The 13,880-nt window shown below is 66.9% G+C and carries 7 protein-coding genes; all 7 read right to left on the bottom strand.

The genetic code is table 11. The features are described 5' to 3' along the window. Positions 1 to 511: 511 nt before the first annotated feature. The 7 genes from HF323_RS01140 to rpsL all read right to left on the bottom strand — a co-directional run bounded on the left by HF323_RS01140 (position 512) and on the right by rpsL (position 13,696). Complete coding sequence (locus tag HF323_RS01140; RefSeq protein ID WP_169580741.1) at positions 512 to 2,173, bottom strand: hypothetical protein; 1,662 nt, start codon at positions 2,171 to 2,173, stop codon at positions 512 to 514. A 434-nt stretch (positions 2,174 to 2,607) separates the two neighbouring features. Further along, the gene (locus tag HF323_RS01135) at positions 2,608 to 8,487 is read right to left on the bottom strand and encodes a SpaA isopeptide-forming pilin-related protein (RefSeq protein WP_169580740.1); all 5,880 of its coding nucleotides are present in this window, start codon (positions 8,485 to 8,487) and stop codon (positions 2,608 to 2,610) included. A gap of 424 nt (positions 8,488 to 8,911) precedes the next feature. Then, complete coding sequence (locus tag HF323_RS01130; protein ID WP_169580739.1) at positions 8,912 to 9,127, bottom strand: hypothetical protein; 216 nt, start codon at positions 9,125 to 9,127, stop codon at positions 8,912 to 8,914. 157 nt (positions 9,128 to 9,284) lie between these two features. After that, complete coding sequence (tuf, locus tag HF323_RS01125) at positions 9,285 to 10,478, bottom strand: elongation factor Tu (protein WP_169580738.1); 1,194 nt, start codon at positions 10,476 to 10,478, stop codon at positions 9,285 to 9,287. 156 nt (positions 10,479 to 10,634) lie between these two features. Further along, complete coding sequence (gene fusA, locus HF323_RS01120; RefSeq protein WP_169580737.1) at positions 10,635 to 12,749, bottom strand: elongation factor G; 2,115 nt, start codon at positions 12,747 to 12,749, stop codon at positions 10,635 to 10,637. A 102-nt stretch (positions 12,750 to 12,851) separates the two neighbouring features. Continuing rightward, the gene (gene rpsG / locus HF323_RS01115; RefSeq protein ID WP_056117669.1) at positions 12,852 to 13,322 is read right to left on the bottom strand and encodes a 30S ribosomal protein S7; all 471 of its coding nucleotides are present in this window, start codon (positions 13,320 to 13,322) and stop codon (positions 12,852 to 12,854) included. A gap of 5 nt (positions 13,323 to 13,327) precedes the next feature. Next, complete coding sequence (rpsL, locus tag HF323_RS01110) at positions 13,328 to 13,696, bottom strand: 30S ribosomal protein S12 (protein ID WP_018171438.1); 369 nt, start codon at positions 13,694 to 13,696, stop codon at positions 13,328 to 13,330. Positions 13,697 to 13,880 lie beyond the last annotated feature (184 nt).

The raw sequence follows: 13,880 nt of genomic DNA, 5'->3' as shown, positions 1-13,880 counted from the left end.
TTGGACGCACGGTGGCGCTCACGCGCCATGGCACTTCTGCACCGCTTGCGCAGTGCGTTGCTGCACCGCTGTTCTGATGTCAATCCGGAGGCCGCGCCGAAGCGCCGCTCCCGGCATCCGCTCCCGCTCGCACGCGAGAGGAACACTCTCGTGATGAAGGGGGTTTGAGATGTGGTGGTTCTGCTGCCCGCGGCCTAGGACCCTGCACCAGCGCTGAGAAGCAGTCGTCTACTCCGCAGCCGGGTGCCGCCTATGCACTGCCCTGGCAGTGATCCGGAGCACGCCGAAGGACGCGCCGGAATGTGGAACCTCACTAGTCTACGTGCCGCCCGGGCGTGTCGCAAACTCGGGCGTGTCGCGAGACCGCTATCCTCGGCTGCTTCCCAGGCGAGTCGAGACGGAGAAGGGCGGCCGCGCTCGCGCGCGGCCGCCCTGGGGACACCCCTGTCACTGGACGCTCGGGGGGAAGCTCTCGAGAGAGAGGAGTATCCCGGCCCCTCCTGCCGACCCCTTAGGAGGTCGCCCGACGGCGCTGGAAGGCGACCACGGTCACTGCGGCGATGCCGAGGATCATGGCTGCGCCACCGGCGATCGGGAGGATGGGGCTCACGCCACCACCGGTCGCGGCGAGGGGGGCGCCGCCGTCGGGGGTGTCGGAGGCCGGCGTTCCGGGAGTCCCCGTCGTCGGGGTCTCCCCGTCCGGCGTCTCGGGGCTGATCGCCTGCTTCGGCGGATTGGCGCACAGGGCGCTCGCCGCCGGGTAATGCACCACCGTCTCGAAGGTGGGGTTCACCTGGAAGCGGATGGTGATGTCCTCGCGCGTCCACCCGAAGTTGCCGCCGGTCTTGACGTAGGTGCCGTCGACGATCTCCCAGCCCGGCCACATCTTCGGGTCGGTCGCCGAGGCGCCCGGCCAGAGCACCGAGCCCGACAGCGCGTGGCCGCTGGTCGTGTAGTCCTCGCCGTCCGGATTCACGAAGGTGATCGTGAGCGGGTTCGGGTCCTCGTCGATGTACCCGGTGGGGAGCGTCACCGCGTACCCGAGGTAGGGCACGTCACCGATGCAGCTGGCGAGGATCTCGCCCGGCACGAGCGGGCACTCGGAGATCTCGGCCTGAGTGAGGTCGCGAGTCTGCTCCTCCGTCACGAGCGAAGACGTCACGGCCGGTTCGCCGAGCTCGTTGTATCCCCACACCTTGGTCGTGATGGTGCGCGTCTGCGTCACCTGCGTGTCGCCGCACTCCCACTCGCCGTCCTGCCACGGAGAGGTCTCGATCACCGTGTCGGGGAGAGGGCAGTCCTTCTTCTCGTCGACGGTCATGGCGCGCTCGGCCGTGGTGGTGACGACCTCGGGCGTGGCCTTGACCCACTGGCCCTCGCTCCACACGTAGGACGTCGTCGTCGTGACCGTGGTGACGGTGACGGTCTTGCTGGTGCAGTCAGAGGTCGAGGTCTCGGTGCTGCTGACCTCCGGCTCGGGCTCGGTCGGACGGCAGCCGTCGGAGTCCGACGGCAGCTTGTCGAGACTGGGCACCGTCCACTGCGTCTTGACGCCGTCCGCGAAGACCGTCCCCGCGAGCGGCGATGCGGTCCACGTGGTGGTGCCGTCCGGATTCACGACCGAGGCCCACGAGACGTTCTCGCTCCGCGTCACGCTGCCGGCCGTGAGACACGTCGGAAGCGTCACGTCCAGCGTCGGCGTGACGACGGTCGGCTGGGTGACGGGAGCCGTGCCCTTGCAGACGATCCAGTGAGACACGGTCGCCTGCTGGCCGCCGTTGTTGCGCGGAGACGCGTAGGCGACGCCCGCCTGCGGGTGGACGATCACATTGTTCGTGTTCCCCGCCTTGACGACGAGCAGCTCCCAGTGATCGCCCGGCCACGACTCCTGATACGGCTTCAGCGTAACCGTCTTCCCGCCGTCGGTCAGCGCGCCGTGGGCCGAGTTGCCCTCGTGGCTGTAGCACGTCGCGTCGTGATCGGTGTAGTTCTCCCAGTACTTCGGCGAGTTCGCCGCGGCCGTTGCGGGAACCATCACCCCGACGGCACCGATGAGACCCTCGTCGGCGACCGCCGCGCCGGCTGACACCAGCGGAGCGACGATGAGCGACGCGGCGACCGTGACAGCCGCCAAGACGTTGAACGTCTTCTTGTTCTTGCGCGCGTTGAGCACAGCAATCCTTCCCCAAGTTCTCGGCGCGCGACCGCGCCGCCCCAGCGGCGCGTCGAAGAACGCGCCGATCTTCCCAGCGGTGCGCGAACGCACCGTCCTGCTCACAGCCCCTCTCGGAGCCGTCTTCCCAGCAACGCGCTGAAGCGCGTCTTCCCACTCGGCGTAGTACGCCGGACCCGGCACCCACAGATGCTGCGGTCTCCCAGCGCGATGGTCAGTCGCACGACCGCGGACGGCGAACCGTCTTGGATGCACCGTATCAGGCCCGGGGGACCTTTCCCAAAATGCCCGACTCGAACGGCTGATCGGCGTGTCACCGCTTCGGGAAAACGGTGCGCCGAAACCCCCGCCCCGGGAAGGCGGGGGTTTCGGTTCGCCCTTCTGGGCGAGGTGGGAGAGAGCGGGCCTTGGGGGCAACCCGCCCTCTCTCACGGTCAGAGCGTCGGCTTCACCTCGCCCCGGCGACGGCGGACGACCACGAGGGTGGTCGCACCGGCGAGGAGCGCGAGGAATCCGAGCAGTGCCAGCGGCCAGGGGTTTCCCCCACCCGTCGGCGGCAGCGGCTCCTCCGGCTCTTCGGGGAGGATGACGGTCGGCAGCGTCACTGTCGCGTCATCGACGTCCCGACCCGTGTCATCCGGGTCACCGAAGGTGTGATAGTCCACCACGGCGATGTTCTCGATCGTGGTCACCGTCGACGTCGCGTCCGTGGTGGCCGCGAGGGTGATGGTCGGCGCCGACGTGGCGCCCTCGTCCGTCCCCTGCGGCTGCAACGGCCCGAAGAGCACGCACTCGAGGGTTCCGCCGAAGCCGGCCGCATCCTGTCCGGTCACCTCGCAGGACTCCCAGTTCGGGAACACCGCGTCGTCGCCCTCACCGGGCCACGAGACATCCGTGATCCGGATGTCGGCCGGGATCACGTCGGTCACCACGACCGACTCGGCAGCCGAATCCTCACTGATGTTCTCCACCGCGATGTCGTACGTGAACGAGCCGCCGCGATCGACCTGCGCGGCACTGGCCGTCTTCTCGATCTCGAGCTCGGTGTGCCGAGCGGAGAAGCACTCGGGAGTCGCGGGCGGGTAGTCCGCCTCGAACACCAGGGTGGGGTTCACCTCGATCGTGATGGTCGTCGTACCGCGCCAGTCGAAGTCGAGCTCGCTCGGGTCGAGGATGAGCCCGTTGAAGACGAACAGCGCCTGCTGCTCCGGGGTCATGATCGTGCCGTCAGCAGGGTTGTAGTACTGCCGCGGGTTGGATCCGGGCACGATGTCGCCCGCCTCGATGGCGCGCCAGCCCGGGTAGTCGATCGCCACGCCGGCCGGCGTCCAATCGGCTCCTGGCCAGGCGAAGACATCCTCGAACGTGCCGCCTGCGGTGTCGAACGGGATCAGCACCTGGGGCGGGTCCGTCTCGGCATCACCGTCGTTCGGAATCCACGTGATCGTGCCGTCGGAGCCCTCGAGCTCGCCGGACGTCTTCACGATCACTCCGAGCAGCGCGGCGTCGCTCAGGCAGGTGGTGTACACCGCCGCCGTCATGTCGCGGGCCGGCACGGTCTCGTCATCGCAGTTGTTGTCACCGTTCGGCCCGTCGGTCGGGTCGAGCTCGGTCTCCACGCAGGCGATGTTGTCGAAGGACTCGATCGGCTCGGGCAGCTCGTCCGGTTCCACCGCACCGGTGTCAGGCGGTTCGAGGAACTCCACGGTGACGTACACCGTGGCGACTTCGCCGAGTGCCAGCTCGTCGATGACGAGATCCACGATGTTGGCGCCCAGGTCCGAGTTGTCGGTGACGGTCAGCGTGTCGGGTGCGACGTCCACCGCCAGGAACGCGATGCGCTCGAAGTACGGGTCGAAGCTGAACGAGTCGTCGAACACGTGCACGTCCTCGGCAGCCCGCGTCCCGTTGTTGGTCACGGTGAGCTCGAAGGTGAACACGTCACCCGGCTCCACCGATCCCTCTTCGGGCAGGTCGGTCGCGGTCTTGACGATGCCGACGTCGTCGAAGTGCACGGTGCCGCAGGCGTCATCCACCACGGGCTCGTCGTCTCCGACCGTGAGCATCGCGGTGTTCAGGATGCCGATTCCGCTCTCCTGTTCGGAGCACGCCTCGGCGTCTTCCGGCAGGGAGTCGACGGCCGCCTCGACGACCACGGTGTAGACGTCGTCGTTGGCGCCGTCGTACGGTGCCAGCATCCGATCCTCCGCCAGCTGCGCTGCGAGGGAAGCCCCGAAGTCGCCCGAGGTGGGACCGGACCACGACGCGCCGAGGATGGTCACACCCTCCGGGTCGTCGACGGTGTCGCTGAGGTCGTACGCGATCGGGACGAGTGCACTGTTGTTGTGAACCGTGATCTCGTACGTCACCGTCCACGTGCCATCTTCGTTCTGCACCGCGTCGACGAGCGACTTGTCGAACTCGTAGCCCTGATCGACGTGCGAGTTCACGATCATGCAGACCACGTTCTCGCCCTTGTCGAGACCGCCGAGCGAAGCGGAACCCGGCTCGCTGTCCGACAGTTCGACCATGCCGTCGATGTCGGACACACAGGCCCACTCGCCGGCTTCGAACTCGTCCGACCCGGCGAACTCGCCGATCAGGTCCTCCGTCAGGTCGAAGCCCACGCCCGTGGGAACCTCGGTCGGCTCGACGTCGCCGCCGGCGGGGTTCGTCACGGGATCGCCGGACTCCGGGGTCGCGAAGAGCTGCCAGTTGTCCTCGGCGACCTCGGCCCCGTCTACGACCACGACCTTGTCGAGTGCGATGGTCGGAAGCTCGGCTTCGTTGACGAACTCGCAGTCGACCGGCTGGTCCGGCATCGTGAAGCTGCCGCTGCGGCCGTCGTCGCTGAAGACGACGGTGTCATCCGCGGCGGTGCAGACGAGCGTCGACGTGTAGTCGGATGCTTCGCCCTCCAGCACCGTGATGACCTCGCTCACCGTCACCTCTTCGCCGATGAGGGCGTCCGCGGTGACGATGTTGTCGAGGTCGGTGAACGTCCCGACCGAGCCGTCGGACGTCGACTGACCCGAGCCCGTCGCGCCGCCCTCGATCTCCAGATCGGCGGTGTCGCCTTCCTGGCCGTTGACCCAGGTCTTCACGAGCGTGATTCCCCGCGTGAGCGCCCGGTTCGCGAAGACACAGGTGGTCTCCCCCTCGACGGTGAGCTGGAAGCTGCGTCCGTTGCCCGAGAGGCCGGTGTCGCACAGGAACGCCGAGGCGTAGACGCCCTGACCGCTCACCGTCTCGCCGAAGCTCAGGACCTCGCCGATGCGCACCTCGATCTCGACGTCGTTCACGACATCCAGCTGGTTGACGCTGACGCCGTCCGCCGTGGACGTATTGGTGGCCGCGACCCCGCCCGCGGGCTGGATCGAGAGGAGCGCCGTGTCCAGGGCGATGGCACCCAGCCAGCGCTTCTGGAGTGTGACACCGACCTTGATCGCGGTGTTGGTGAAGGTGCACTCCGCGCCCGCGAGCGGCGCCGTGAAGGTCGTGCTCAGGCCGCTGCCCGAGCCGCCGACCGGTGCGCACGAGTAGGTGCTGGTGTACTCACCCTGGTTCTCGTCGTCCAGGATCTCGGAGACCGTGACGCTCTCACCCACACGCACCGTCTTGACGACGACGTCGGAGTCGGTCTGATTCGCCGTCCCCGTCGCCGTCGACGTCTCGGTGGTGCCGTTGATCGTCAGGTGGGCCTCGTCGCCCTGGAACGCGTTCACCCACGTCTTGTTGACCACGATCTCGGTGGTCTTGGCCGTATTGGTGATCGTGCAGGTGATCGACTCGTCCACCGTGATCTCGCCGATGTCGGCGCCCGCACCGGACGTTCCGTCGGTGCACGACCAGGTCGCCGTGTAGGCCCCCGTGTTGCCGTCACCGAGGTCTTCCGACAGCGATACCTCGTCGCCGATGCGCACGTCGACAGACGCCGTGTTCACCTCGTCCGTGCTGTCGCCCTCCGTCGCCGTCGAGGTCGCGGAGTCGGATTCGGCTCCGGTGATCTCGAGGTCGGCGGTGTCACCCGCGAACGCGTTGACCCACTGCTTCTTCAGCGTGACCTTCGCCCGCTGCGCGGTGTTCTCGAAGGTGCAGATCACGTTCTCGTTCGGAACGGTGAGCTGGAACGAGCGGCCGGTGCCCTCGAGGTCGGTCGTGCAGCTGTAGGTCGAGCCGTAGACGCCCTGACCGGTCACCACTTCGGAGAGGGTGATCGAGTCGCCCACCCGGACCGTCGCCACCGCCCTGTTGACGGTGTCGAGCTGCTCTGCCGCGCCGCTCGCGGTCGACGTCGCCGTCGCGGTGCCGGCCGTCAGTGCAGCCTGGTCACCCTGGATCGCGTCGATCCACTTCTTCTGCAGCGTGACCGTCTTGGTGACCGCGGTGTTCGTGAACGTGCACTGCACACCGTTCGCGGATGCCGGCCACGACGGGACCACGATGGATCCGCCGGTTCCCGTGTTGCTCGACACCGCTGCACCCGTGCAGGAGAGCGTCGAGGTGTACACGCCGGTGTTGCCGCCGCCGAGCGTCTCGGAGAGGTTCAGCGACGCACCGGGTGCCACGCTCACCTGGATCACGGGACCGTTCGTCGGTGCCGTCGACGTGCCCTGAGCCGTCGCGTCGCCGCCGATCGCGATCTGCGCGGTGTCGCCGGTGAACGAGTTGACCCACACCTTCGTGAGGGTCACCGTCGCGTAGGGCGTGTTCACGAACGCTGTCGCGACGGTCGCGTTCGGCGTCTGCTGCGAGATCGTGAACGACTTCGACGACGGGTCCAGCACATAGCCGGAAGGCGCGGCGGTCTCGACGACCGAGTACGTTCCGGTCGGGAGGCCCGTGACGGTGAACTCGCCACCCGTCGGGTCGCTGTCACGGCCCGAGTACCCGGGCTGGCCGGTGTTGTCGACGACCGTGATCGGCGAAGAGTCGAGGTCCCACGGTGCGGCGGCAGCGGCGCCGCCGGTCGCGGTGACCTGGAACGTCGCGCCGCCCAGCAGTGCTCCCGCGCGGTCGTGCTTGAGCCACGACGCGCTGCCCAGCGGGTCGACGAACGTCACCATGCCGGACTGGTTGCTCGCGATCTGGATCTGCTGCGTCGGCTGGGCCGGGAGCAGGTAACCGGGCGGCGGCGCCGTCTCGGTGATCGTGTAAGTACCGGGCTTGACGTTGTTCGAGAACACGAAGAGCCCGCCGGCGCCGGTCTGAACCGACGTGCTGCCGGTTCCCGTCACGGGGTTGGGCGTGACCGAGAAAGTCGCTCCCGCCAGGCCGTTGCCCGCGGTGTCCGTCTTCTTGATGGTCAGCGATCCACAGGTCGAGGGTGGGTCGACCGCCAGGGGAGCGACGTATCCCTTCAGGTTCTTCTGCGTGCTGGCGATGTTGCCGGTGAAGCTGCGGACGTAGGCCGTCGCATCGGTGGCCGCCGGGCAGCCGGGGGTGACGACGCCGTCGGTCAGTTCCGTGACGTTCAGCCCGATCTCGAAGAAGGCACCCGCGAGGACGGTCTCATCGAACGGGTTCGTGAGGTCGGTGTCGTTCACTGCGCTGATGAAGCCGCCGGAGCCGTCGTACTCGGTGCAGGTCCCGGGGTAGTTGGTGGCGCTGGTGTAGACGCACACGTATCGGAGAACCGGCGCGGCGCCACCCTGCGTGGTGATGACGAAAACCGCGCCGCCACTCGTGCGGATCGGCTGCGGCGTTCCGTCGGCGGCCGTGCGCGCACCGGCGTTCGTCACCTCGATGAGGTAGCCGCCGGTGCCGGCCTCCTGTCCGCGCTCCCAGCCGAACTGGAGGAAGTACTCCGAGCCGACGGTGGTGCTGTACGAGTAGACGCGCTCGAAGTCGCCCTTCGGCGGGGTGCTTCCCGAACTGGTCCAGGTCGTCGTGTCGTCGTCGTCGTCCTTGTTCGAGGTCTGGTAGGTGCCACCCTGGGTCGTCGACGAGAAGTCGACGTTGCTCCAGTCGAGGCCACCGCACTCGTTGGCCAGGTAATTGCCGTCGATCTCGAATCCGCCCTGCAAGAGACAGGGCGCGGCGAGCAGCGTCACCTCGTCGGCGGGAGCCGTCTGGCGGTAGGCCGACCCCTTGCCGGGAGTCTCCTCGGCGGGAGCCTCTTCGACCGGAGCGGCCGGCTCCTCGGCAGGAGCCTCCTCGGCGGGCGCCGCAGGCTCTTGCACGGGCGTCTCCTGGACGGGAGCCGCAGGCTCTTCCGCGGGAGCCTCCTCTGCGGGAGCCGCAGGCTCCTCTGCCGGTGGAGCCTCGGGCTCCGTGGCTGTCGTGGTCTGCTCTGTCGTGGTCTCGGGTGTCACCCCCTCTTCCGCAACCGCGGGCGATATGCCCGAGAACACGAGAGCTCCCGCGACCAGAGTCGCGAGAGCTCCTACGTGCCAGCGCTGTTGAAGCGCGATACGGCGCTCCTGATTGCGATCTTCCCGAATGCTTCGGCGCAGTCCCCCAGTTTTTTGAGCGCGCGCGAAAATACGAACATCCATTGACTTCACCCTTGTCGTAACGACGTAGGGTGCCCCAAGTCGGAGCCCCTCCCAGCACGTGTCGGCCCTCTGTCGTCCTTGACTCCCCAGGAGTCGGTCGACACGCATTCCCAAGGGCAAGATAAGCCCGCGTTCGTCTCCCGTCAAGGGCCCTCATCACACGGACCCGCGACACGGCGGGCACAGCAAGCGGCCCGGGCACGAGACCCGGGCCGCTTGCGCGCTGAGAACGGGGCGAGGACTACTCGTTGCCGATCGACTTGTCGATGCCGTCGCGCACGCCGTCGACGTGCTGATCGACGGTATCCGGCGCGATCTTCTTGACGAACTCCGCGGCGGCGTCGAGCACGTCGTCGCTGACGCCCTCCGCCTTGTCGGAGGTGATGACGTCGTCGATCTTGTCCTTGTTCTGCTCGAGGAAGTCCTTGCCCTGATTGACCAGGTCGTCGATACCCATCGCATGCTCCTTCACGTGCCCGGGGTGGGCGTTTCCGGCCATTCTCGCCGCCCGAGTGCGTCCACCGGAAGACGGCACGACGAAGGGGCCGGGCCCGAAGGCCCGACCCCTTGTCGGTCACGGATGCCGCGGCATCCGCTCAGTTCAGTCGAAGACCTTACTTGAGGATCTTCGTGACCGTGCCGGCGCCGACGGTGCGGCCACCCTCACGGATGGCGTAGCCGAGGCCCTCCTCCATGGCGATCGGCTGGATGAGCTCGACCGTCATGTCGGTGGTGTCGCCGGGCATGACCATCTCGGTGCCCTCGGGCAGCGTGATGACGCCGGTGACGTCGGTGGTGCGGAAGTAGAACTGCGGACGGTAGTTCGTGAAGAACGGGTTGTGACGGCCGCCCTCCTCCTTGGACAGGATGTACGCCGTGCCCTCGAAGTTGGTGTGCGGGGTGACCGAGCCGGGCTTCACGACGACCTGGCCGCGCTCGACGTCGTCACGCTTGGTGCCGCGGAGGAGCAGACCACAGTTCTCGCCGGCCCAGGCCTCGTCGAGCTGCTTGTGGAACATCTCGATACCGGTGACGATCGTCTTCTGGGTCGGGCGCAGACCGACGATCTCGACCTCGGAGTTGATCGCGAGGGTACCGCGCTCGGCGCGGCCCGTGACGACCGTGCCACGGCCGGTGATGGTGAAGACGTCCTCGATGGGCATGAGGAACGGCTTGTCCTTGTCACGCACCGGGTCGGGGATCGACGAGTCGACGGCCTCCATGAGCTCGACGATCTTCTCGGTCCACTCGGCGTCGCCCTCGAGAGCCTTGAGGCCCGAGACGCGCACGACCGGAGCGTTGTCGCCGTCGAAGTCCTGCGACGAGAGCAGCTCGCGGACCTCGAGCTCGACGAGCTCCAGGATCTCCTCGTCGTCGACCATGTCGGCCTTGTTGAGCGCGACGAGCAGGTAGGGCACGCCGACCTGCTTGGCGAGCAGAACGTGCTCGCGGGTCTGAGCCATCGGGCCGTCGGTGGCGGCGACCACGAGGATCGCGCCGTCCATCTGGGCAGCACCGGTGATCATGTTCTTGATGTAGTCGGCGTGACCGGGGGCGTCGACGTGAGCGTAGTGACGCTTGGGGGTCTCGTACTCGACGTGCGAGATGTTGATCGTGATACCGCGCTGACGCTCCTCGGGAGCCGAGTCGATCGACGCGAAGTCACGCTGCACGTTGGTGGCCGACGGGTACTTGTCGGCGAGCACCTTCGAGATCGCTGCGGTGAGCGTGGTCTTGCCGTGGTCGACGTGACCGATCGTTCCGATGTTCACGTGCGGCTTGGTCCGCTCGAACTTGGCCTTAGCCACTGGGTCCTCCTCAGGACGGTCGTGTAGAACTTCCGGGCACTGGTTTGCGACCGGTCGTCTACGGGGATATCTCCACCTTAGTGGAGACGGTTCTGGTGATTCTGTGTGAAGTTGTGCCCCGGGGCCGCTCGTCACCGAACGACCCCGGAGTAAGGGTTACTCGCCCTTGGTCTTCTGGACGATCTCGTCCATGACGTTGCGCGGGACCTCGGCGTAGCTGTCGAACTCCATGGAGTAGACGGCGCGGCCGGAGGTCTTCGAACGCAGGTCGCCGATGTAGCCGAACATCTCGGACAGCGGCACGTTCGCGCGCACCACCTTGACGCCCTGGGCGTCGTCCATCGACTGGATCTGGCCACGACGGGAGTTCAGGTCGCCGATGACGTCGCCCATGTACTCCTCGGGCGTGCGCACCTCGACGGCCATGATCGGCTCGAGGATGACCGGGTTCGCGCGGCGGACGGCCTCCTTGAAGCCCATCGAGCCGGCGATCTTGAAGGCCATCTCGGACGAGTCGACGTCGTGCGAGGCACCGTCGAGCAGGATCGCCTTGACACCCACCATGGGGTAGCCGGCGAGCACGCCGACGTTCATGGCGTCCTGGAAGCCCAGGTCGGTGGGGCCGATGTACTCGCGCGGGATACGGCCACCGGTGACCTTGTTCTCGAACTCGTACGTCTTGTCGGCCGTGACCTCGAGAGGCTCGATCGTGAACTGGATCTTGGCGAACTGACCCGATCCACCCGTCTGCTTCTTGTGGGTGTAGTCGTGCTTCTCGACGGCCTTGCGGATCGTCTCGCGGTAGGCCACCTGGGGCTTTCCGACGTTCGCCTCGACCTTGAACTCGCGCTTCATGCGGTCCACGAGGATGTCGAGGTGCAGCTCGCCCATGCCCTTGATCGTGGTCTGGCCGGTCTCGGCGTTCTGCTCCACGCGGAACGTCGGGTCCTCTTCTGCGAGCTTCTGGATCGCGAGACCCAGCTTCTCCTGGTCGGCCTTGGTCTTGGGCTCGATCGCGACCTCGATGACCGGCTCGGGGAACGTCATCGACTCGAGCACGACCTGGTTGTTCGCGTCCGAGAGCGTGTCGCCCGTCGTGGTGTCCTTGAGGCCGATGACGGCGTAGATGTGACCCGCGGTGACCGAGTCGACCGGGTTCTCCTTGTTGGCGTGCATCTGGAAGATCTTCCCGATGCGCTCCTTCTTGGACTTGGTCGAGTTGACCACGGCCGAGCCCGAGTCGAGGTGACCCGAGTAGACGCGGATGTAGGTGAGGCGACCGAAGAACGGGTGCGTCACGATTTTGAACGCGAGCGCCGCGAACGGCTCGTCACGGTCGGCGTGACGCTCGATGATGTTCTCTTCGTTCTTCGGGTCGTGCGCCTCGATGGCCGGCACGTCGAGCGGCGACGGGAGGTAGTCCACGACGGCGTCGAGCATCGGCTGCACGCCGCGGTTCTTGAACGCCGAGCCGCACAGGACCGGGTAGAGCTCCGAGGCGATCGTGAGCTTGCGGATGGCGCCCTTGATCTCGGCGACCGTGAGCTCCTCACCGCCGAAGTACTTCTCGAGCAGCGCCTCGTCGGACTCGGCGACGGTCTCGAGCAGCTTCTCGCGGTACTCGGCAGCCTTGTCGGCGAGGTCGGCGGGGATCTCCTGGATCTCGTACTTGGCGCCCATGGTCACGTCGCCCTTGGCGTCGCCGGGCCAGACGAGAGCGCGCATCTCGACGAGGTCGATGACGCCGACGAAGTCGTTCTCCGCGCCGATGGGGAGCTGGAGCACGAGCGGCTTGGCCTTGAGGCGGTTGACGATGGTGTCGACCGTGAAGTAGAAGTCGGCGCCGAGCTTGTCCATCTTGTTGACGAAGCAGATGCGGGGAACGTCGTACTTGTCGGCCTGACGCCACACGGTCTCGGACTGGGGCTCGACGCCCTCCTTGCCGTCGAAGACGGCGACCGCACCGTCGAGGACGCGGAGCGAGCGCTCCACCTCGACCGTGAAGTCCACGTGACCGGGGGTGTCGATGATGTTGATCTGGTTCTTGTCCCAGAAGCACGTCACAGCGGCGGACGTGATCGTGATGCCGCGCTCCTGCTCCTGCTCCATCCAGTCGGTGGTGGCAGCGCCGTCGTGCGTCTCGCCGATCTTGTGGTTGACGCCCGTGTAGAACAGGATGCGCTCGGTCGTCGTCGTCTTGCCGGCATCGATGTGGGCCATGATGCCGATGTTGCGGACCTTGGTGAGGTCGGTGAGCACTTCTTGTGCCACGGGATGTCTTCCTTACGTGTTCGGGATGCGCCGGCCGGGAGGTTTCGATACGCCGCTGACGCGGCTATCCGATCCCGTCCCCGGCCGGCGACACAGAGCTGATTACCAGCGGTAGTGCGCGAAGGCGCGGTTCGACTCGGCCATCTTGTGGGTGTCTTCGCGGCGCTTCACCGCGGCACCGAGGCCGTTCGAGGCATCCAGGATCTCGTTCTGGAGGCGCTCGGTCATCGTCTTCTCACGGCGACCCTTGGCGTAGCTCACGAGCCAGCGCAGGGCGAGCGTGTTGGCGCGGTGAGGCTTGACCTCGACCGGCACCTGGTAGGTCGAGCCACCGACGCGGCGGCTCTTGACCTCGAGGGTCGGGCGCACGTTGTCGAGCGCCTTCTTGAGGGTCGCGACGGCGTCCTGGCCGTTCTTCGCCTCGACGCCCTTGAGGGCGGTGTAGACGATCGACTCGGCGAGCGACTTCTTGCCGTCGACGAGGATCTTGTTCACGAGCTGGCTGACGATCGGCGCGCCGTAGACCGGGTCGTTGACGACCGGGCGCTTCGGGGCGGGTCCCTTACGAGGCATCTAACTCAACCCTTCTTCGCGCCGTAGCGGCTACGGGCCTGCTTGCGGTTCTTGACGGCCTGGGTGTCCAGGGCGCCGCGAACGATCTTGTAGCGGACACCCGGAAGGTCCTTCACACGACCGCCACGCACGAGCACGAGCGAGTGCTCCTGCAGGTTGTGACCCTCACCGGGGATGTACGCGGTGACCTCGGTGCCGTTGCGGAGCTTGACACGGGCGACCTTGCGCATCGCCGAGTTCGGCTTCTTGGGCGTGGTCGTGTACACGCGGGTGCAGACACCCGCCTGCTGCGGGTTCGCCTTGAGCGCCGGCGCCTTGGTCTTCGAGACCTTGGGCGAGCGACCCTTGCGAACCAACTGCTGAATGGTTGGCACGTTCTCTCCTATGTTGTGCTGCGCGGTTCCTTCGGTTCCGCACAGGTGCTGCACGGTGACAGCGTTCGTGTCTCCCCCGCAGCATCCGGATCTTGCGATTCGTGACGCGGCGGGCTCACATTCATCCACCGGAGCGGCATGATGATGCCGAGCCTGTGTGGTGGATATGCCGTGGGGGTGGCCT

The sequence above is a fragment of the Microbacterium sp. MF43 genome (assembly GCF_012847295.1).
In the GTDB taxonomy this organism is placed as follows: Bacteria; Actinomycetota; Actinomycetes; order Actinomycetales; family Microbacteriaceae; genus Microbacterium.
The sequence above is the reverse complement of the archived record's forward strand: the minus strand, read 5'-3'. Positions and strand labels throughout refer to the sequence as shown.

Bases quoted from the DNA above. Each gene is read 5' to 3' on its own strand.
- HF323_RS01130 (WP_169580739.1), bottom strand. From the start codon at position 9,127: ATGGGTATCGACGACCTGGTCAATCAGGGCAAGGACTTCCTCGAGCAG.
- rpsG (WP_056117669.1), bottom strand. From the start codon at position 13,322: ATGCCTCGTAAGGGACCCGCCCCGAAGCGCCCGGTCGTCAACGACCCG.